This window comes from Sorangium sp. So ce887 (assembly GCF_051521455.1).
Taxonomy (GTDB): Bacteria; Myxococcota_A; Polyangia; order Polyangiales; family Polyangiaceae; genus Sorangium.
Genome location: NZ_CP150354.1, coordinates 2,377,601 through 2,397,122, shown reverse-complemented (window position 1 = coordinate 2,397,122; position 19,522 = coordinate 2,377,601). Strand labels below are relative to the sequence as shown.

Annotated in this window: 16 protein-coding genes; 3 read left to right on the top strand and 13 right to left on the bottom strand. The window is 71.9% G+C overall.

What is annotated here, in order from left to right:
- The first annotated feature begins 81 nt into the window (after positions 1–81).
- Entirely contained in the window at positions 82–1,791 is a 1,710-nt protein-coding gene (locus WMF36_RS09055; RefSeq protein WP_437579214.1) for a B12-binding domain-containing radical SAM protein, read from the top strand.
- A 10-nt stretch (positions 1,792–1,801) separates the two neighbouring features.
- On the opposite strand, the gene WMF36_RS09050 is transcribed toward WMF36_RS09055, so the two are convergent.
- The 4 genes from WMF36_RS09050 to WMF36_RS09035 form a co-directional block, all read right to left on the bottom strand.
- Positions 1,802–3,241 carry an adenylate/guanylate cyclase domain-containing protein gene (locus WMF36_RS09050; protein WP_437579213.1) on the bottom strand — a complete coding sequence of 480 codons (1,440 nt, stop codon included), beginning with the start codon at positions 3,239–3,241 and terminating at the stop codon, positions 1,802–1,804.
- Complete coding sequence (locus WMF36_RS09045; RefSeq protein WP_437579212.1) at positions 3,238–5,247, bottom strand: hypothetical protein; 2,010 nt, start codon at positions 5,245–5,247, stop codon at positions 3,238–3,240. Before WMF36_RS09045 ends, WMF36_RS09050 begins: the two co-directional genes overlap by 4 nt.
- Positions 5,244–5,465, bottom strand: coding sequence for a Franean1_4349 family RiPP (locus tag WMF36_RS09040; RefSeq protein WP_437579211.1), 222 nt, complete (start codon positions 5,463–5,465; stop codon positions 5,244–5,246). Before WMF36_RS09040 ends, WMF36_RS09045 begins: the two co-directional genes overlap by 4 nt.
- Before the next feature lie 112 nt (positions 5,466–5,577).
- Positions 5,578–6,687, bottom strand: a complete 1,110-nt coding sequence (locus tag WMF36_RS09035) for a geranylgeranyl pyrophosphate synthase (protein WP_437579210.1) — start codon at positions 6,685–6,687, stop codon at positions 5,578–5,580.
- Between the two features lie 137 nt (positions 6,688–6,824).
- Here WMF36_RS09035 and WMF36_RS09030 point away from each other — a divergent pair, with 137 nt between their 5' ends.
- Complete coding sequence (locus tag WMF36_RS09030; RefSeq protein ID WP_437579209.1) at positions 6,825–8,828, top strand: C1 family peptidase; 2,004 nt, start codon at positions 6,825–6,827, stop codon at positions 8,826–8,828.
- Between the two features lie 11 nt (positions 8,829–8,839).
- On the opposite strand, the gene WMF36_RS09025 is transcribed toward WMF36_RS09030, so the two are convergent.
- From WMF36_RS09025 to WMF36_RS09000, 6 genes are all read right to left on the bottom strand, one after another.
- The gene (locus WMF36_RS09025) at positions 8,840–9,637 is read right to left on the bottom strand and encodes a TetR/AcrR family transcriptional regulator (RefSeq protein ID WP_437579208.1); all 798 of its coding nucleotides are present in this window, start codon (positions 9,635–9,637) and stop codon (positions 8,840–8,842) included.
- Positions 9,638–9,782: 145 nt separating this feature from the next.
- The gene (locus WMF36_RS09020) at positions 9,783–10,088 is read right to left on the bottom strand and encodes a hypothetical protein (protein WP_437579207.1); all 306 of its coding nucleotides are present in this window, start codon (positions 10,086–10,088) and stop codon (positions 9,783–9,785) included.
- A gap of 174 nt (positions 10,089–10,262) precedes the next feature.
- Positions 10,263–10,709, bottom strand: a complete 447-nt coding sequence (locus tag WMF36_RS09015) for an NUDIX hydrolase (RefSeq protein WP_437579206.1) — start codon at positions 10,707–10,709, stop codon at positions 10,263–10,265.
- Complete coding sequence (locus WMF36_RS09010) at positions 10,706–12,358, bottom strand: transglutaminase-like domain-containing protein (RefSeq protein WP_437579205.1); 1,653 nt, start codon at positions 12,356–12,358, stop codon at positions 10,706–10,708. Before WMF36_RS09010 ends, WMF36_RS09015 begins: the two co-directional genes overlap by 4 nt.
- Before the next feature lie 114 nt (positions 12,359–12,472).
- Positions 12,473–13,723 carry a polynucleotide adenylyltransferase PcnB gene (pcnB, locus tag WMF36_RS09005; protein WP_437579204.1) on the bottom strand — a complete coding sequence of 417 codons (1,251 nt, stop codon included), beginning with the start codon at positions 13,721–13,723 and terminating at the stop codon, positions 12,473–12,475.
- A 405-nt stretch (positions 13,724–14,128) separates the two neighbouring features.
- Positions 14,129–15,088: a serine/threonine-protein kinase gene (locus WMF36_RS09000; protein ID WP_437579203.1), complete on the bottom strand. Its 960-nt coding sequence runs from the start codon at positions 15,086–15,088 to the stop codon at positions 14,129–14,131.
- A 418-nt stretch (positions 15,089–15,506) separates the two neighbouring features.
- Here WMF36_RS09000 and WMF36_RS08995 point away from each other — a divergent pair, with 418 nt between their 5' ends.
- Complete coding sequence (locus WMF36_RS08995) at positions 15,507–16,541, top strand: site-2 protease family protein (protein ID WP_437579202.1); 1,035 nt, start codon at positions 15,507–15,509, stop codon at positions 16,539–16,541.
- Positions 16,542–16,553: 12 nt separating this feature from the next.
- Here WMF36_RS08995 and coaD read toward each other — a convergent pair whose 3' ends face one another.
- The 3 genes from coaD to WMF36_RS08980 form a co-directional block, all read right to left on the bottom strand.
- Positions 16,554–17,051: a pantetheine-phosphate adenylyltransferase gene (coaD, locus tag WMF36_RS08990; RefSeq protein ID WP_437488504.1), complete on the bottom strand. Its 498-nt coding sequence runs from the start codon at positions 17,049–17,051 to the stop codon at positions 16,554–16,556.
- 5 nt (positions 17,052–17,056) lie between these two features.
- Entirely contained in the window at positions 17,057–18,454 is a 1,398-nt protein-coding gene (locus WMF36_RS08985) for a tetratricopeptide repeat protein (protein ID WP_437579201.1), read from the bottom strand.
- Positions 18,455–18,524: 70 nt separating this feature from the next.
- A complete protein-coding gene (locus WMF36_RS08980) occupies positions 18,525–19,421 on the bottom strand; it encodes a 3'-5' exonuclease (RefSeq protein ID WP_437579200.1) in 897 nt (298 codons plus the stop codon).
- Between the last annotated feature and the right edge of the window lie 101 nt (positions 19,422–19,522).

Sequence of the window (19,522 nt, the reverse complement as noted above, 5' to 3'; positions counted from 1 at the left end):
CCCCGACGGGCGAGACACCCTGGTAGACTCCCATGGATGCCTGGCGAACGCCGCGTCGCGCTACTCGCGATGGAGTCAACCATGCCGGACGGTGGGGGAGCGCCGTTCAGCCATGGAATCCGTCGTGTCGAAGCTTCTTTGCTCGCCGATCCGGAGCTCGCCGGCGTGCCGATCCATGGGATCGACGCGCAGACGAGGGATCTCGACGCGTGGGTCGCGGAGGTCGAGACCGTGGACGCGGACGTGATCGGCCTCGCCGCGCACGTCTGGTCCTTTCCCACGTTCATCGAGGTCGCGCGCCACCTCCAGCGCAACCGGCCGGGGCGCACGATCGTCCTCTGCGGTCCCCTCGCGCGCCCCGCGATGTTCGCGCTCGCGCCCTGGCGCGACGCCGCCGCCAGCATCGACGCCCTCGTGTACGGCAACGAGCTCACGTTCCGGAACATCGTCCGCCTGAGCGAGCGCTCCTCCGAGGCGCTGCGCACCGTGCCCGGGCTGCACGTCTTCACGGCCGACGGCTGGGTCTCCACGGGCGAAGCGCCTCACGTGGCGCCCGACGAGCTCCCCTCGCCGATCCGGATGAAGCTGCTCCCGACCGATCGCATCGTCCCGATCGAGATCTGCCGCGGCGGCGTCATGAGCTGCCCGACGTGCGGCGTCTCGACGGGCGACGCCGGCGCCGGCGCCTTCTCGGAGGCCTACCTCGTCGAGGAGCTGAGCGCGCTCCGCGACGCCGGCGCTCCGGGCGCGCAGGTCGTGGACGCCCCGCTCAACCTGAACGCTGAGGCGTTCCGGAACCTCGTGGCCGCGGAGAAGCAGGTCGGCTTCTTCAAGCAGGCGACGCTGATGGCGTCGCTCGATCCGGAGCACGTGCACGACGAGCACCTCGAGTTCCTCCGAGGCGCCGCGCGCGTGTCCCTCGAGGCGCGGCTGCCGCCGCTCAACAAGGACACCGGCGACGGTACGCAGCGCCCCTTCCGGGAGTCGAAGTTCGCGAAGGTGATCGAGGAGCTCTCGACCTTCACGGACATCGAGGTGGACATCCTCCTCGGCCTGCCTGGCGACGGCCCCGTCACGTTCCGCCGCACGCTCGAGCGCGCGCGCGAGCTGCCGTGCAAGGTCCGCATCTTCCACAGCCTCGTCCTTCCGGACGACCTCATGACCCGCGCGCCCGCGTCGTTCGAGCTCCGCTTCGACCCGTTCACGCTGATGATGCGCTCGTGCCTCGGCTGGTCCGAGGACGCGCTCTCCCGCGAGCGCAGCCGCCTCATCGAGATGGCGTACCGCGAGGGCGGGGAGATCACGCCGGACATGTGGTCGTTCCCCGGGCCGCGCGAGATGCGGCGGCCGGCGATGCCGCTCGGCAGCGGCGTGGTCCCCCCGGGCGGGGAGATCCGGGTCGAGGGCGCGACGACGCTCGCGCCGGCGGGGCAGGATCTGCAGCGCGTGCTCGAGCTCGGGATCAAGGAGGCCACCTCCGGCGGGTGGACCTTCGTGGAGGCCTCCGCGCGCCCGGGCGAGATCGTCGTCATCATGAAGACGCGCGACGGCGCGCTGGTCGTCGAGATGCGCCCCGCCTCGCCCACGGAGAACGCCTACAAGGTCGTGGACGGCGTCGCGTTCGGCTACCGCTCGCCGCGCGGCGTGAAGATGAGCGACGGCGCGCTGCGCCTGCTCGATCGCGTCCTCCAGCGCCTCCACGCGCCGGCGCGCACGGCGCTCGGCCTGTCGACGCAGGACGGCGGACCCGGCTCGGCGCGGGTGCGGCGCTTCCGCGCGACGCCCTCCTGACGCCGCGACGCTACTGCGCTCCTTCGCGATCCGTGCTCTGCCAGGCGGCGGGCGCCAGCGCCGCGTCGGCCCGAGGCGGTATCGATGCGATGGGGCGGGGCGCCGAGAGGAGCTGCTGCCGGAGCGCCTCCAGGAGCGCTGGCGGGAGTTCCTGGTGGTCCACGATGTAGGGGTGGACCTGGCGGCTCTTGCCCCGGATGCTCAGGGCGCCGGTCGGCTGCGCCGGGACGCAGTCGTCGAGGTTCGCGTACGTCGCCTGGCAGATGATGATCTTGGAGCCGAGCTCCTTGTTGAACTGCTCGAGGCGCGAGGCCGTGTTTACCGTATCTCCGATGCAGGTGTACTCCATTCGCTGGAGCGACCCGATGTTGCCGGAGATGACGGTGCCGGTCGCGATCCCGACGCCCATCTTGATCTCGCCGCCGCCGAGGAGCTGCCGCTGGTTCATGCGCTCGAGGGCCTGCACCATCTCGATCGCCGCGATCACGGCGCGCTTCGGCGCGTCCTCGACCGAGAGCGGCGCGCCGAACACCGCCATCAAGCCGTCGCCGATGTACTTGTCGAGGGTGCCCCCGTAGCGGAACACGATGTCGACCATCGCCGTGAAGTACTCGTTCAGGAACGAGACCACGACCTCCGGCTCGACCGACTCGGTGAGCGGCGTGAAGTTGCGGATGTCGGTGAACATCACCGAGACGTGCCGGCGCGTGCCGCCCAGCTTGAGCCGCCCCGGGTCGGAGAGGACGAAGTCGACGAGGTCCTTCGAGAGGTACCGGCCGAGCTCCTGCTTCTCGCGCTCGAGCCGGAGGCGGGCCAGGGACTCGATCTCGGCGCGGAGGACCAGGTTGCGCGACATCCGCGCGATGATGCCGGCGACGACGCCCGGGAGCGCGATGAAGAGGACCTGCTGGCACTGGTCCGCGATGTTGATGGCGTTCTGTCCGTAGACGGACACCGGGCTGATCGGGATCGCGCCGGAGTGGACCGTGATCGCGAGCACGACCGAGTTGAAGAGGGCCGACAGCCCCGCCGAGTACAGGCACGCCGCGAGGCTGTAGCGGAAGCCCGACATCAGGTTCCAGAGCACGTAGACGGTCGCGAGGTAGCTCGAGAAGTACTCGATCATCCCCGAGTGGTTCCTCGCCGTCGCCAGCGCTGTGAGCGTCAGGAGCGCGAGGTCGACGAAGATGCTCACGTACTTGAGCCAGCCCGCGTAGGCGCCGGGACGCAGCCGGAAGAACGCGTAGAGCAGGAGCGAGAAGGCGAGGTACCCGCCGATCTGGATCGCGAAGACCTGGTTCGCGGCCGGCGTGTTGACCGTCCACACGTGCGTGAACGTGTAGGCGGAGAGCAGCGCGAACACGAACCGGACGTGGTTCACGATCTGCTCTCCGCGCATCTCTTGCGCCTGGAGGATCCGCACGATCTCCGTCGATTTCTCGATGTTCATGCGCGCCGCTCTCCTCCGCGCCGCCGCCTGGACCACGCCGCGGCGAACCCGCGCGCGCACAGCGCGGTCGTCAGCGCCCTGCCGTGGTGGTGCCCCTCGCGGCCGTGCTTCATCGGCACCCGGTAGAGCGGCTCGGCCGGCCAGGAGCCGTCCACGAGCTGGTGCTCGCCGAGGTAACGCAGCCCCCGCTCCACCATCAGCGGGTCCGGCGACGACGTCATCGCCGCCCCCTCGAGGCACGCAGCCGTGCGGAGCGGCGTCCCGAAGCCGCCGTCGAGCCGCTGCGCTCCGAGCATCCGCGACAGGGTCGCGGCCTCGACCGCGGCGACCTCGGTGGCCCACCGCGCCTCCCCTGCCCGCTCCCGGTAGAGGCGCGCGAAGCGGAGGAACGCGAGGTCCGTGTACGACGCGTCGTAGAAGCAGGCGCCCTCGATGCCGCCCTCCGAGGCGCCGTCGAGCACGCGCCGCACGTTGGCGTCGATGAGCCGCGCGAACCGCTCCGCGTCGAACGACAGCAGGCCCGCGAGCAGGTTCAACCGGACCGCCGCGCAGTCGTCGCCGGCCCACGCCGCGCCCGGCGTGGTTGGCCCCGCAGGCCCGCGGTAGAACCAGGTCGGCACGACGCCATCCTCGCCCACGTTGGTCAGCATGACCTCGACCCACGTCTCGGCGCGGTCCCGGGCGGCGCCCGTCTCGGCGACCAGCTCGAGCATGATCGAGAGGTCGTCGGCGTCCGGCGGGAGATCGCGGAACGCGCCGAAGTAGCGGAGCTCTCCGGCCGGGATCTCGTCGAGCAGCGCCGCGGCGTCGGCGCGGACGTCGCGTCCGACCTCCCCGATCTCGATCAGCGCCTTCAGGATCGTCGCCCGCACGAACCAGTGCCCGATCGGCCGCTCGCGCGACCCGAGCACGCCGAAGCGCTGCACTTCCCAGGACTCCGACCACGGCGCCGCCTCCACGAGAAACGCGACCGCCGCCTGCAGATCGGCGCTCGCGTCCTCGCGCGGCGCCCGGTCGCCCTGCGGCCGCGATGGCCCGAGCGCCGCGCCGGCGTCGAGGAGATCGCGGAACGACATCAGCCCCTCGAAGAAGCGGAGGCGCTCGCCGAGGGCGTCGACAAGCTCGCGCTGGGCCTCGGCGAGGCCGCGCTCGGTCGGGCGCGATCGAGGCGAGCTGGCCGCCGCCTCGCGGGCCGACGCGAGCGTGCCGCGCATGCGCGCGGCGAGCGCGGCCCGGTAGGGGCGGGTCGCGAGCAGGCCATGGATCTCGCGGCGGCGCACGGGGGACGCGCGCTCGCCCGAGAGCGCGCGGAGCAGCGGAGGAGCGAGATCCGCGCCGCGCAACCAGAGCGCGAGGAGCGGCGTGAGCGTCGGCGCTGCCAGGTCCGGCGCGGCCGGATCGAGCCAGAGGCGCACGAGCCCGTCGAGCAGCGCGAGCGGCTCGGCCACGGCCTCTGCGAAGCGGCGCGCGGGCGCGAGATCGTCGCCTGCAACGAGCGCGATCGCCGTCCAGAGGGCGACGACCTCGCGCGAGGCGGCGGCGTCGGCGCGCCCCGCCGCGGCGTCCGGCCCGGCGCCCGCGACCACCGGGTTGCGGCGCCACGAAGCCTCCGCGAGCTCGGCCAGGTCGAGGAGCCAGCGGCGCGCGCGCGCCTCGTCCGCGTGACGCGCGAGGAGACGCGCCGCGAGCGCGCCCCGCGCGAGCGCGTCCGGAGCGCCCTCGACGCCGCCGGCAGCCGCCGCGGCGATCGCCACGGCGACATCGCCGGCCGCGGCGAGCGAAGACACGCGGCCGCAAAGCCGGAGCGCCCAGCTGGCCCACGGGATGCGGTGACCCGGCGGAGCGCCCACGCCGCGCGCGAGCGCGAGCGCCCCCCATGCCGTGTCACCGCGCCGGAGCGCCCCCGCGGACAGCAGCGCCGACCAGGAGCGCTCGCACACCACCCTGTCGTCCGGCTCGATCCAGGGCCAGACGTCGGTCGCCCCTGAGGCAGGGGACAGCGTCACATACCGACTCCGCCGTCACGCGCCGCGGTCGCGATGGCCGCATCGACCGCTTCGGGCGTCGAGGTCGCGGCGTCGCGGATGCGCTGGAGCGTCTCCGGTCCGACCTCGTACCCCTCCGCCTCGATGGTGCGCTCAGGAGCGGCAAGGAGCTGCTGGCGGAAGCTCGAATCCACAACGGCACGACCGATGAGCTCTGCCTCTGTTTTCTTCGACGTCACGACTCCTCGCTTTCTAGCTCGGGAGGCTAGGAGACCTCCAAACGGCTAGCAAGTACAAGCAGGCGCATCCGCGCGTGCCCGCGTCCGCGGCGCACCGCGCCCGCGCGCCGGTTCAGCGCGGCGCGCCGCCGTTCGCGACGGGCTCGCCGGTGAGCGCGCCGAAGAACGCGAGGAATACGCGCCGCTGGATCTCGGTCATGTACTGCCCGCGCTTCTTGCAGAAGCGCGCGGCTTCCGGCAGCCCGAGCGCCCTGGCGGCGACCTCGGCGCGAGCGAGCTCACAACGCGCCTCCTCCAGGATGGCGTCGAAGCCGCCACGCGCGAACAGCTGCGCGCGCAGGGCCGTCGCGCCGCGCCCCGCCGGATCGTGACGCAGCTCGCCTCCGGCGAGGGCGGCGCCGCTCGGCTGAGGCTGTCCTTCATCCCTCGCCTCGACCTGCGCTCCGAGCCGAGCGAGCACGTACGTCGCGTTCCCGAGCGCGCGATCCTTCTCGGCGTGCAGCAGGTCCGCGAACAGCTGGTGCGCTGCGGCGAGCGCCGAGACGAACTCCTCGAGGGCCGCGAGGTGCTCGGCCTGCGACAGCGCGAACAGGGCCGCGGCCGCCGGGAGCACGAGCGGGCGCGAGCGGGCGAGCACCCGCCGGAACGTGGCGGCGTCGCGCGGACCTCCGCCCCGGTGCAGCCGCCGCTCGAGGAGCATCGCCTCGCCGTATCCCAGCCAGACCTCCTCGAAGAGGCCCCAGAACGGGCTCCCGCCGGGCAGCGAGCGAGCGAGCAGCGCCTGGTGGCGAGCGAACAACGCCCCGGACAGGAGCACCGCCGCGCCGGGCTCGCCGACCCCTTCGTCCAGCAGGTCGTCTTCGATGCGGACGTGCAGGTACCCGACCGCCGCCGCCTCGGCGAGATCGACAGCGAGCGGCGGAAGCGCCCGCGATCCGGCGTCCGGATCGGGCGCCGGCCCGCCGGGCCGCGTCGTGACCCAGAGCGGCAGCTCGAGCACCGGAAGCGCCGTCGGGTGGGAGAAGTAGCCCTCGCCCGGCTCGCCCTCGAGGAGCCTGAGGCGCGCGGCGAGCGCGTCGAACAGCGCGCCGAGCTCGCTCCCGAGCCGGCCTCGGAACGACGTGAGTCGCCTCAGCACCTCGGCCTCGAGCCGCGGTACGACGTCGCCGACGTCGCCCTGCGCGCTCTCGTCTCCTCCCCCTGTGCGGCTGTCCTCGCTCATCCCACCTCTGGCCGGGGCGCGGCGGCGCCGCCTCGTGCGACGCTAGCACGAGCAGACTCGCCCTAGGGGCGGGCGCAGCCGACTTTGCCGGGAGCGCCGCCCGTGCGACACTCGGTGACTTCACGAGATCGAAAGCCATGATCGACTCTGAGCGTTTCGCCGAGCGTCACGGGGACATCACGACCGACGCGCGCGCTGACGTCCTCGATTTCCGCGACACCCTCTATCGTCCGACGATGATCGAGGTGCCTCCGGTCATGCCACCGGAGCGCTTCATGGATTACGGCGTGCCCGTGCTCGACCAGGGCAGGAACAACGGCTGTACCGGCTTCACGGTCGCCACCGTGGCCCACTTCCTGCTGCGCAAGCGCAAGGTCTCCCCGGAGTACGGCCTCGTGAGCCAGAACATGGTGTACACGATGGCGCGCCGATACGACGAGTACCCGGGCGAGGACGACGCGAGGGGCTCCAGCCTGAGGGGCGCCATGAAGGGTTGGCACAAACACGGTATTTGCTCTTGTGAGCAGTGGCCGTGGGACCCGAACGATCTCCACGGCACGCTCACGCCGGAGCGCGCCGCGGACGCGATGCTCCGGCCGCTCGGCCTGTATCAAAGGGTGAACCACAAGGACCTCCCGGCGATGCACAACGCCCTCGCGGAGGTCGGGATCATCGCGGCCTCGGCGCTCATCCCGTTCAACGGCTGGTATTACGGGACGCAGAAGAACGGCATCATCCCGCCGGTCGACAAGACGAACCCGTTCATCGCGCCCTGGGGCGGCCATGCCTTCACGATCGTGGGGTATGACGCGGAGGGCTTCTGGCTCCAGAACTCCTGGGGCCCCGGCTGGGGCAAGAGCGGCTTCGGGCGGCTCTGTTACGACGACTGGCTCCAGTACGGCTTCGACGCGTGGGTCGGGCGGCTCGGCGTCCCCATCCGCCTGAGCCAGCCGCGCTCGCTGCGCCCGCTCACGTCCGCGAGCCGCACGTTCGCCAGCCTGCGGCCGCACCTCATCAGCGTCGACATGCACGGTCAGCTCCAGCAGCGCGGGGCCTACGGCACGTCCTCGGAGGACGTCCGCATCATCATGGAAGAAGACTTCCTGAGCGCGACCGAGGGCTGGAGGCGCCGCCGGCTCCTGCTCGTCGCGGGCGGCGGGCTCCGCCGGCAGATCGACGCCATCAACCGGATGTCGCGCCTCCGGCCGAAGCTGCTCGGCCACGAGATCTATCCCCTGGAGCTCCTCTGGGACACCGACCACTACCCGCGCCTCCTCGAGATCCTCCACCGCGCCACGGAGGGCCGCCGCCACGACGGCTATGATCCCCGGGCGTTCGGGTTCATGATCGATCGGCGCGACGACGCCCTGGAGCCGCTCGTCCGGCGCATGGGCGGCAAGGCCGAGTGGGATCGCATGAAGCTCGCCGCGGGCGACGCGACGATGGACGCCGATCACGGCGGCCTCCGCGAGATGATCGGCCGCCTCGCGTCGCTGATGGACAGGGACCCGAGGATCGAGCTCCACCTGGTCGCCCACTCCAGCGGCACGTTCCTGCTCGCGCCGCTGGTCCAGCTGGTCACCTCGGAGAAGGGCAGGAAGATCGAGGGCGGTCCGATGCGGGGTCAGCTCGGGCTCGGGCTCCCGATCGATTCGCTCTCCCTGCTCGCTCCGGCGAGCGCCATCGACGCGTTCCGCGACACGTACATGCCGTCGATCAAGAGCGGCATGGTCCGCCGGTTCGCCCTGTTCACGCTCACGGACGAGGCGGAGCTCCAGGACCACTGCGAGGTGTACGGCAGGTCGCTCCTCTACCTGGTCTCGAACGCGCTCGAGCGGCGCCCGCGGGTGCCCGGCACGAGCGGCGTCTCGCTGCTCGGCATGGAGGCGGGGCTCCTCGACCCGGAGAACGCCGACGTCCTCACGCTCCTCACGGAGAACAGGGAGGATCGGCCCACCGTGTTTCCGCGGGCGGAGTGGATCAAGGGGCCCAACACGAGGCCCCCTCCCCACGGCTCGGAGGCGCGACGGCACGAGGACTTCGAGAACGACGCGACCACGTGGAAATCCGTCATCGCCCGCATCCTCAACCAGCCGTTCGCCGATCACCTGCCGCCGATGTCGGCGCGAGATCCGTGGTGAGCGCGCGCTTTTCACCCCTCCGGGCGGCGCCGCTCCACTGAGGTCATCCCGCGGAGGACCGGGGCGCCGAGCCGCTCGGACCCGAGCGGCGGCGCGATCGCTCCGCTCAGGAGGATGGCAAACGAGGCCCGGATCTCCTCGCCAAAGTTGATCCGGAAAAGGCCCATCTCAGGCCGGCTGCGGATATCGCGGATCACGTCGCTGGGGTCGCAGACCTGGCGCATGCCGATGAGCAGGGCATACATGCGGACGAGGATCGGGCCGCCCTGCCCGGGCGTGAGCGACGGCAGGCACCGCTCGAGCAGCGCTCCGGTGCGCTCGACGTGAGCGAGGAGCGAAAGCTTGAAGCGGAGGGCGGCCTCGTAGCTGACGTTCTGCTCGAGGACGCTGTGGAGGATGGAGAGCAAGCGCGTCATCGCGTCGCGCGCCACCAGGGTCGTCGACAGGATCGAGGCGATGCCGGCCGCGGCATCCGGGGTGGACGCCGCGGACGCGCCGCGGCGCGCTCGCGAGGGCCGGGGGCGCGCCGCGGTCGCCTCGCCCTGGGACGCGCCGAAATGCGTCAGGCGGAACTCCACCTCATGGAACCACTTCGCGAGCTCTTGATCCACGACCGCGAGGAAGAGCTCCTCTTTGGTGGTGAAATAGAGGTAGAGGGTGCCCTTTGCGAGCCTGGTGCGCTCGGCGACCTGAGCCATGGTGACCTCGATAAACGGGGTCTCCTGGAACAGCTGCCAGGCTGCGTCGATGATGAGCCGCCGTCGCTCCTCCTTCTGTTCCTCCTTCCTCGCTCTTCGCGTCGAGCTCATAGGCTTACCGGTTTACGCTGTCTCCAGAAGCGCCGCAATGCAGACGCCGTGGTCGACACCCGCGCGAATTCGAGTTGACGGAAGCGCCACGAGCGCCCGACGCGCGCTCGCTCAGCCATTGCTTATGGCAGGGTAGCCGCGCTCATCACATTTCACCGGATACGGTCACACCGAACCCGTGCAGGCCGAGGAACATCGGGGCGATACCCGAGCGCGCCACCCGCTCGACGGTCCTTGAGAGCGTTCGCGCGATCCGCGCCGCGAACCCGCCTGAGCTGTCGGGCGCGCCCCGCGCGCCGGGCGGCGCGGCGGCGCGCAATGCGCGCGGCGCCGGCAGCGCGAAGAGGCCAGCGCCGTCGGCCTCGGGCCGAGCGAAGCAGAGAGGAGAAAAGAGCAGGGTCGCCGCCGCGACAACCACCATACCCTTCACGATCGCTGAACCAGCGCTCATCCCGACACCCACGTGAAACCTAGCGCTGTCACCGGCGCATGTCGTGGGCAGTAAGGCGGCAAAATAATGCTGTCACCACACGACCTTGGACTCTCAACGTGGAGAGTCGCGCCTCGGGCGACATCCCGCCTCCGCGGGCTGCGCCCAGTCGGGCTCTCCCCGCATCGCGAGGTCTCAGCCCGCGGTCGCCATCGCCAGGGCCCGATGGATCACGCGGAGCGCGACGTCGGCGAGACCATAGGCCGGCAGCTCGGGGACTGGCACGAGGGCCACCTCGGAGGCGTCGTCGCCTGGAGCGAGGACACCTCCGGTCGACTCGCACAGGTAATCGAGGATCACGTAGTGATACGGAATCTCTACGATCTCCACGACCTCCACGAGCGGGCCGACGCGGATCTCGAGGCCCGTCTCCTCGCGGATCTCGCGGGCGACAGCGTCTGCGAGCCGCTCTCCTGGCTCCACGCGACCGCCGGGGAGCGACCATGCGCCCTCGAGCGGGGGGTGAGCGCGACGGACGAGGAGCACGCAGGGCGCACCGGACGCGTCCGGGCGGCGCTCGATCACGACGGCGCCGACCGCCACGCGCGGGGGCTCCGGGGCGCGTTCCGGCGCATCCCTCACGGGGCGGCCGTCTCGGTGCGGCCGGCCTTGCAGCGGACGTCGCCCGGCGTCGCGACCGCGAGCTCGTAGTCGCCGAGCGCAAAGTCGCCGGGGATGATCACGGCCCCGTCGTAGCGGCCTCGCTCATCGGTCGACAGCGAGCCGATCGCCACGCCCTGCGGCGCGGCGTTCCCCGTCAGGATCACGTCGACGCGGACGTGCCCGCACGGCGCCCCGTCGCTGCTGACCTGCCCCTGCAGGTGGAGAGGAAAGCCGCGGCGGATGTCCTTGTCCAGCGCGGTCACGACCACGTCGGTGCGCTCCGCGCGCCCGGCCGCGTCGCTCGTGGACGTGGGCGCCGGCGGTGGAGGCGGCGGCGGCGCGGCGGCGCTGCTACCGGAAGCGCCCGGGCCGGGCGGCCCCTGCTGCATCTGCTCGGCGCGCGTCCGCTCGGCGAGATCCTGGCCCGAGTCGCGCTGCTCCGGCCAGCTGTAGGGGTCCGGCGGCGGCACGTAGGGCGGGCGGCTCGGATCGACCTCTTGGTCCATGTTGAGGGCGGCGCCCCCGAGATCGATGCGGTGCCAGAGCGAGCCGTCGAAGACCTCGACCCAGGCGTGCGCCTCGTTGACGACCATCCGCGCGGGGATCCCGATGTGCAGGGCCGTGACGAGGAACGCGAAGGCGCGGTGGCGGCACACGCCTTTTCGCGAGAGCGCGAGGTCGAGGTAGATATCGCCGTTCCCCTTGGGCGGGTCGTCCGACGGGGTGAACGACCGGAAGTACTCGACCATCTTCTGCACGACGTCGCGCGGCCGCATCGTGGGCGAGATGCCGATCGCCTGGGCGACCTGCCGGAACGCCGCCTCGTGCGACGCCTCCTGCGGCGTGCGGTACTGCGCGAGCTTGCCCCAGTCGACGTCGGCGAAATCGCTGCCGAAGGTCGCGCGCGCGATCGCGAGCTGCACGACCAGCCGGACGCGCGCGCTCTTCGTGCCGCGCACGAACCAGTTGTCGGCGCCGTCGCGCAGCACGACGACCGGTGTGTCGGGGTTCACGTGCATGCGCACGAGCCGCGTGTCCGGCCCGACCGTCGGGATCCGGACCGGCTCGTTCGGCACGAGATCGACCGAAATGTCCCCGTAGAACGCCTCGTCGCCCGCCGCGACCGAGCCGTCGGCCTTGAGGGTCTTCAGGCTTCGATCGCGGACGACGAGCGAGTAGTCCGCCCTCACCGCGTCGTAGGCTTGCAGCCGCTTGAACGGCGCGGTCGCCGGGGAGAACGGATCGTCGTAGCGCTCGACGTTCGGCCGGCGGGTGTCTCGATCCGGCTCGTAGGACGCCTCGGGACCGGCGTCGGACCCGACGTTGCTGTAGACCTGCTGCTGGTTCGACGGCGGGCGCTGCGGATCGGGCGCCGTGGCCAGGCCGCTCGGCGTCTGGATCGCCGCCGGGAGCCCTCCGTCGAGCGTCGTCGTGGCGAGCGAGACGTCCTCCGCCGGGTCCGGCGCGATGAACTCGTGCAGGAGCGACACCTGCGCGTCCGCGAGCGGCGACACGGCGCAGGCGAGCGCGAGCACGAGCAGGCTGCGCGCCCAGCCGCCGAGCCGGCGCCGGGACGCGGAGACAGCGGGCGGACGAGCAGGGCGCAGGCGCGCGGCCGGAGAGGACATCAGGGGGCTGTTATGAAACCAGAAACCCCGGCGATGTTCCACGCCGGCTGGTCCGTCCGCGCCCTCGTCACCGGCTTTCACCGTCGGCGAGCGCCGGCCACGGTCAGACGCCGATCAGCGCCGGTGCTGCGCGGCATCGGCGTGGTGGCGCCGCGGCTGCGGGGCGGAGCGGAGCCGGTCGATCGCCTCGGTGGATTCCCCGCGCGCGGTCAGCTCGGCGGCCAGCACGTCGAGGGCGGGCTGGAAGATGTCCGTCCGCGCGAAGCGGCCGGCGCGGCCGCCGGCCAGCCTCGGCAGGACGGCGACGATGCGGCGCATGCCGTCGGCGTAGCGGCGGGAGATGGCCAGCCGCTCGATGAGCGGCTCGAGGAAGTCGGCGACCGCCGCGGCGCGGTCGCGGACCCCGTCGCAGGCTTCCTTCATCGGCTCGAGGAGCAGGAGCGTCCAGAGCACCGTGTCGTCGAGCGGCCGGTCCGCGGCGGTGCGCCGGTCGACGTAGTCGAGCACGCGCCAGACGCGCTGGCCCGGGCCGTCGTCGCCGCGATCGTCGTAGAGCAGCGCCGAGACCTCCGGCAAGAGGACGTCGAGCACCCCCGTCTCCCACGCGAGGTAGATGGTGCGGCGCGCCTGGCCGCCGCGCAGCAGGCGCAGGATCTCCTCCGAGAGGCGCGGGCGCGCCGCGAGCGCGAGCGCGTCGCGGCAGTAGACGACCGCATCGTAGACGTCCGGGGTGATCGCGAAGCCCAGCCGGCCGGCGAACTTGAGGGCGCGCAGGATGCGGATCGGATCCTCGCGGAAGCGCGTCTCCGGGTCGCCGATCGTGTGGACCACCTGGCGGCGCACGTCATCCATGCCGCCGACCCAGTCGAGGATCTGCCGCGCCTCCACGTCGTAGAAGAGCGCGTTGATCCGGAAGTCGCGGCGGACGGCGTCCTCGTGCGCGACGCCGAACGCGTTGTCGCTCCGGATGAGCAGCTCGCTCCCGTCCTCGGAGTCCTCCTTCGGGTTGCGGCGGAAGGTCGCCACCTCGATGACCTTCCCGCCCTGAAAGAGGACGTGCACCAGGCGAAACCGCCGGCCGATGATGCGCGAGTTGCGGAACAGCTCGCGGACCTCCTCCGGCCGGGCGCTTGTGGCGACGTCGAAATCCTTCGGGCGGCGATCGAGCAGCAAATCTCGCACACAGCCGCCTACCAAGTAGGCCTGATAGCCATGGCGGACGAGACGACGCACGACTTTCTGGACGTCTGGATCGATCCGCGCCTCGTCGAAAATGACCTGGTAGCGACGCGGGGTGGGGATGTCTTCGTCGACGAACTCGACGCGGAACGGATCGGCGTCGAGGACGCCTGTGTCCGTCGGCATAGGCTCGCCTTCGGGCCCCGCGCGTAGCCCGGGGGCGCTGCGGCTCTCATACATCGGGAGTTCGGCCTCTTGAATCGCCGCTGTTCCGTTATCGGGAGATGGGGTCGCGCGACCCATAGTGAGTAACCGAGAAAGCACCAGGCAGCGCCTGGAGGGAGTGGAGGACGACTGGCGCGCGATGGTGGGATTCCAGGACTCCCTGGAGAGCCGACCCGCGCAGATGAGGCCCGCGTCCGCGGACCTCCGAACCGTGCCGGCTCGCTCGCCTCGGCCTGCATCGGCCTGACGAGCGGATCCGGCTGTCGCCCGGAACAAGAGATGCTAACGGCCGTCTAGCAGGGCTTCGCCGTGAGAGCAAAGCCGAGGCGCAGGGGGACCGACGGAAGTCTCCGGAGCGAGCGGGCTTCACGGCTTGGTACCCCAGTGCCCGATCCCGGGGGCCGGCGGCGGGGCTGCGTCCGGCTGGGCGGCAAGCGGCGCCCCGGCGCTGGCCTCCGGCGTCGCGAGCAGCGCCTGCCGCAGCTCCGCCATCGAGGGAAACCGGCCGCGCGGATCCTTCACGAGCGCCTTGCGCACAACGGCGTCGAGCTCGCGCGAGATGAGGAGCCCTGGGTGCAGCCGGTGCAGCGGCGGCGGCGGCTCGCGCCCGTGCTTCTCCGCGATCGCCGGGTACGGGCCCTGGAACGGCACACGGCCCGCGAGCATCTCGTAGAGCACGATGCCCAGGGAGTAGACGTCGGCGGCGGGCGCCGCCGGAGCGCCCTGCGCCTGCTCGGGCGCCATGTACTCCGGCGTCCCGACGACCCGGGGGAGCCGCGCGCCTTCGCCCTGGCCCTCGATGAACGAGAACCCGAAGTCGAGCAGCTTGACGAGCTCGCGCCCGTCGGCAGCGTGCACGAGGAACACGTTCTCCGGCTTCACGTCGCGGTGGATCACGCCGGCGCGGTGCGCGGCCTCGAGGCCCGCGGCGAGGTCGGCGGCGATCCGGACCGCTCGCGCGGGGACGAGCCAGTGCGTGAAGCTCAGCGTGTCGGCGAGATCGAGGCCGACGAGCAGCTCCATCGCGAAGCACGGCGTATCGCCGGCGCGCTCGAGCGCCTCGACGCCGAGGACGTTGGGGTGGCGGACGCGCGACGCGGCGCCGGCCTCTCGCTCGAACCGCGCAACGACCAGCGGATCGTCGCGGAGCTCCGCCCGGAGGACCTTGACCGCGACGCGCGACGGCGCGGCCTCCTGGGGCCTGCCGATGCGATCGGCGAGGTAGACGTGCCCGACCCCGCCGCTGCCGAGCAGCTGCACGACGCGGTACTTGTTGCAGAGGAGCCTGCCCACGAGCGCTTCGGCGGCGACGCGAGCAGGAGGCATGGGATCGAGCGTAGCGCAGTCGCGCCCGCCGAAGGGCAAAGGCGCGCAGAGGCAGCGCAGAAGAGAGCGCAGCCCGGCCCGACGCAGCAGGAGGTTCGCGCCCGCACCGACCGACGGCCGCGCGCGACCTCTTGCGAGGAGCCCAGGCCGGCGCGCTCGCTCCCGCCGACCGGGCTGGCTCCGCCGGAGGACGAGCACGCAAGGGATGACGCGCAAAGTCATCCGGTGCCGCGCACGAGCCTGGCGGAGCCTGCTGGGACCGCCATCGAGCGCCGGGGGGGGGGACAGGTCGCGCGCCGAACGAGGCAGCGCGCGGCGTGCGCTCCGGCAACGCGGCACGCGGCGAGCTGCCCGTCCGGACGCAGAAGCGCGCGGATCGCTTGAGCGCCGACGAGGAGACGGCCACGCTTAGCGGCGCATGACCGACGATCGTCGATTCTCCTCCCCGAGCCCGCTCGACGTGGAGGCCGAGCTGGCTCCTGCGACGGCGAGCTCCCCAGGACCGAGCGCTGCAGCCGCCTCGCGTCCGCCTCCGCTTCGCTGGAAGAAGAACCTCGCGCTCTTTTGCCTGACGGTCGTCTCGGTGTTCGTCGCCGGCACCCTCTGGGCTCCGATCAGTCCGGAGGACGACAGCGTGCTCGCCCTCGTGAAGGCGCTGCCGCAGACGTGGCCGTTCGCGGTGCCTTTCCTGTCGATCCTCCTGGCGCACGAGTTCGGGCACTACTTCGCGGCGCGCGCGCACGGGGTCGAGGCGTCGCTCCCCTACTTCATCCCGCTCCCGATCGTCAGCCCGCTCGGCACGATGGGCGCGGTGATCTCGATGAAGGGCAGGATCAAATCGCGGAACGCGCTGCTCGACATCGGCGCCTCCGGACCGCTGGCCGGCCTGGTGGTGGCGCTCCCGGTCCTCGTCGTGGGCCTGATGCAGTCGGAGGTGCACGCCACGTCGGGACCCGCGCTGCAGGAGGGGCGGAGCCTGCTCTACCTCCTGCTGAGGCGGCTCGCTGTCGGCCCGATCCCGGAGAGCCACGACGTCTTCCTCGGCCCCGCGGCGATGGCCGGGTGGGCCGGGCTGCTCATCACGGCGTTCAACCTCTTCCCGGTCGGCCAGCTCGACGGCGGGCACGTCGCCTACGCGCTGTTCGGCAAGCAGCAGGACCGCTACAGCCGCGCCGCGCATTTCCTGATGCTCGCGCTCTTCGTCGGTAACGTCGTCTACTTCACCCGGCACTTCATCGCCGACGGGCTCTCCGACGCGCTCCGCGCCGGGGTCGCCAACGGGATGCCGTGGCTCACGTGGTTCGGCGTGGTCTACCTGATGCTGCGGATGGGCGGGCGGGAGCACCCTCCCACGGAGCCTGGCGAGCTGTCGCCGGCGCGCAAGGCGATCGCGGTGGTGACGCTGCTCCTCTTCGTGCTGCTGCTGATGCCGACCCCGTTCGGGACCTACTGAGCGCGCCGGCGCTCAGGGCTTCGCGGCGCCGAACTTCGCCCGCAGCGCGTCGCAGACGACGGCGGGCGCGTAGTGGCTGACGTCGCCGCCGTGGCTCGCGATCTCGCGCACGAGCGACGCCGAGACGAAGCCGTAGTGGGTGCGCGTCGGCAGGAACACGGTGTCGACGCCGGGGAGCATGTCCGCGTTCGCGTGGGCGATCTGCAGCTCGTACTCGAAGTCGGTCGCCGCGCGCAGGCCGCGGACGATCACCCGCGCGCCGACCCGCTGGCAGTACTGGATGAGCAGCCCCTCGAACGAGTCGATCCGCGCGTTCGTCACCTCGCTCGTGGTCTGGCGCAGCAGCTCCAGCCGCTCCGAGTAGGTGAAGAGCGGGTGCTTCGTCGGATGCCGGCCGACCGCGACGATCACCTGATCGAACAGCTTCGACGCCCGCTCGATCAGGTCGAGGTGACCGAACGTGATCGGATCGAAGCTCCCCGCATAAACCGCCAGCAGTTCCTTGGGCATGGCGCTCACTGGTCCGGCGTCCGCTTGGGAGCAGCCGCAGGCGGGGGCGACTTCGGCGCGGCCGCGGGCGAGGCCGGCGCGGGGGACGGCGGCGCCTGGGGCGCAGGCGAGCCTATCGCGCCAGCGGGGCCGGCCCCATCCGCAGGGGCGGCGGGGGCCTGCCCTTCGTTCGAGGGCGCCGGCTCGCTGCCCTGGAGCACCTTGTTCATGGCGGTGTCGTCCTCGATCCACATGAGCCGACCCCCGTCGCCGAAGGTGACGCGGAAGTAGGCGAGCAGCCCCGCGCCGATCACGCCGTCCAGATCGAGCTGGAGCTGCTTCTCGACCGCCTGGAGCGGCGCCCCGTACACGCCCGGGACCTTGGGGATCTCCAGCGCGCCGAGCCGCAGCATCGGCACGACGCCCTGCTTCAGCTTCTGCTCCGGATCCTGCTCGACCCGCTTCAGCCCGTCGGCCTCGAAGCCGGCCTTCTTCCAGCCCTCCTTGTCGAGCGCGATCGGGAACGTCATCGACGTGTCGATGAGCATCGGCCCCTGCACCGTCTTGTCGGGCCCGAGGCTGCTGCGCAGCACCATGCCGCCGCCCTTGATGAAGGCCACGTCGACGCGCGTCGCGTCGGGCGGCGCCGGCGGGGAGAAGCTGCGCACGACGAACTGCCGGCCGCCGTAGTCGATGGTCGCGTTGAGGTGCCGGATCAGGTTCACCCCGAGCAGCGCCTTGATCGGCGCGCCGATCTGCTTCGAGATGCCCGAGAGGTCCTGCGTGAGCGCCGGGACGTCGTTGACCTCGATCTTCCTGCCGAAGCGGAGGGAGACCCAGCTCGGCTCCTTGCGCGTGCTGCTGTCGAGGACCACCTCGCCGGTGCCGGTCGACACCATCGCGAGCGCCGACTCGCCGTCGATCTCGACCGGGACGACGAAGAACGGAGCCGCGGGGTTGACGTGGGGCATCTCGATCGCCGCCAGGAGCCCGCCCGAGAGCGTGAACGGCACGCGCCCCGCCCCGCGCCGCGCCAGCTTCGCGATCGACTTCGCCCAGTCGTCGACCACCTCCGGATCGTCGAGCATCGCCTCGAGCTCGTCGGCGGCGGCGTCGAGGTCGCCCTTGTACCAGAGCGCGCGCCCGCGGAGCCCGGCGGCCTCGGAGCCGGCGACGCCCTTGAGGAGGCGCAGCGCTTCGGCGTAGTCGAGCCGGGCCAGCGCGATGCGCCCCGCGAGCAGGCGTGTCTCGGTGTCGGCCGGGGCGATCGTCAGCGCCTTCGCGACCGCATCACGCGCGTTGTCGACGTCGGCGGACTGAAACTCCTGTCGAGCGCGGGCGAGCCACTTCTCCGCCGCCGGCGGGCGGGCGGACTCCGGGCCGATCATCGTCGAGCACGACGCGAGGAGGGTCGCGGTCAGCAAGCCGCCGAGGCGAACAGCGAGGGAGCTTCTCGTCGGCGCGTTTCGATTCGAATGGATTCGCACGTGGATCTCAGGCCCTTTGCGGCGTGCCGTCCGGGCCGAGTTCTCCCGGTGAAATCGGCTCGATCGCCAGGATGCGATCGGCCCGTAGCTCCCGGCGGCTGCGCGACGGGAGCAGATAGCCGAGAACCCGGGGTGGGTCGAGGTCCGTTCGCACCCCCGTTACCCGTACCACGAGCTCCTCCTGCCCACGGCGCGCCGGCCGGTACCGCACCCGCACGGTGGCGGCATGCTCGGCCGCGTGCACCGCCGCTGCGACCAGCTCCGGGCGCGCGTGGCGCTCGCCGATCCGGACGTGCCACAGGTCGCGCGGCGTGCGCGGGGCGAGGACCTCCACGACCTTGCGGAACACGGCGCGCAGGGCGTGCACGTCGTCCTCGGCGCGGTGGGCGCGCTCGCGGTGCACGCCGAGCTCCCGGCAAAGGGAGGCGAGGCTGTGGCTCGGAAGGGCGAAGGCCCGGCGGGAGAGGACGAGCGTGTCGAGGTAGTGCGGGACGCGCTTCGCCCTCCCCGCCCGTGCAAGCTCCGCCTCCAGGAACGCGACGTCCCACGCGGCCGCGTGGGCGACGAGCACCGCGCCCTCTGTCACCTGATCGATGCGATCGCAGAGCTCGGCGAACGTGGGCGCGCCCGCGAGGTGCTGCGGATCGATGCCGTGCACGTGCGCGTTGCCGAACACGCCCGGCTCGGGCCGCACGAGCGACGTGATTGCGTCCTCGCACGTGTCCCCCCGCATCCGCTCGGCGCAGACCTCGATCACGCGGTCGCTCTCTGGGCGGAGGCCCGTCATCTCGAGATCGAGGAACACGAGCGGCGCGCGCTCGATCGGATCGTCCCAGGGCGAACCGGCGGGCGGCTCTGCGCCGGTCGCCCGCTCCGGCCCCGCACCTTCGCGCTGCTCCGTCATCCGACCTGCTTCCCCACCACGGCGGCTCGACCCCGGAGACGACCGTCCCTCGACATGGACGCGTCTTAGCGAAACCGGCGCCCGACCGAAAGCGGTCCGCG

What these genes read in the sequence shown, in the direction of transcription:
- WMF36_RS09055 (WP_437579214.1), top strand. Translation starts at nt 82, where the DNA reads ATGCCGGACGGTGGGGGAGCGCCGTTCAGCCATGGAATCCGTCGTGTC.
- WMF36_RS09050 (WP_437579213.1), bottom strand. Translation starts at nt 3,241, where the DNA reads ATGAACATCGAGAAATCGACGGAGATCGTGCGGATCCTCCAGGCGCAA.
- WMF36_RS09035 (WP_437579210.1), bottom strand. Translation starts at nt 6,687, where the DNA reads ATGAGCGAGGACAGCCGCACAGGGGGAGGAGACGAGAGCGCGCAGGGC.
- WMF36_RS09030 (WP_437579209.1), top strand. Translation starts at nt 6,825, where the DNA reads ATGATCGACTCTGAGCGTTTCGCCGAGCGTCACGGGGACATCACGACC.
- WMF36_RS09025 (WP_437579208.1), bottom strand. Translation starts at nt 9,637, where the DNA reads ATGAGCTCGACGCGAAGAGCGAGGAAGGAGGAACAGAAGGAGGAGCGA.
- WMF36_RS09020 (WP_437579207.1), bottom strand. Translation starts at nt 10,088, where the DNA reads ATGAGCGCTGGTTCAGCGATCGTGAAGGGTATGGTGGTTGTCGCGGCG.
- WMF36_RS09010 (WP_437579205.1), bottom strand. Translation starts at nt 12,358, where the DNA reads ATGTCCTCTCCGGCCGCGCGCCTGCGCCCTGCTCGTCCGCCCGCTGTC.
- pcnB (WP_437579204.1), bottom strand. Translation starts at nt 13,723, where the DNA reads ATGCCGACGGACACAGGCGTCCTCGACGCCGATCCGTTCCGCGTCGAG.
- WMF36_RS09000 (WP_437579203.1), bottom strand. Translation starts at nt 15,088, where the DNA reads ATGCCTCCTGCTCGCGTCGCCGCCGAAGCGCTCGTGGGCAGGCTCCTC.
- WMF36_RS08995 (WP_437579202.1), top strand. Translation starts at nt 15,507, where the DNA reads ATGACCGACGATCGTCGATTCTCCTCCCCGAGCCCGCTCGACGTGGAG.
- coaD (WP_437488504.1), bottom strand. Translation starts at nt 17,051, where the DNA reads ATGCCCAAGGAACTGCTGGCGGTTTATGCGGGGAGCTTCGATCCGATC.
- WMF36_RS08980 (WP_437579200.1), bottom strand. Translation starts at nt 19,421, where the DNA reads ATGACGGAGCAGCGCGAAGGTGCGGGGCCGGAGCGGGCGACCGGCGCA.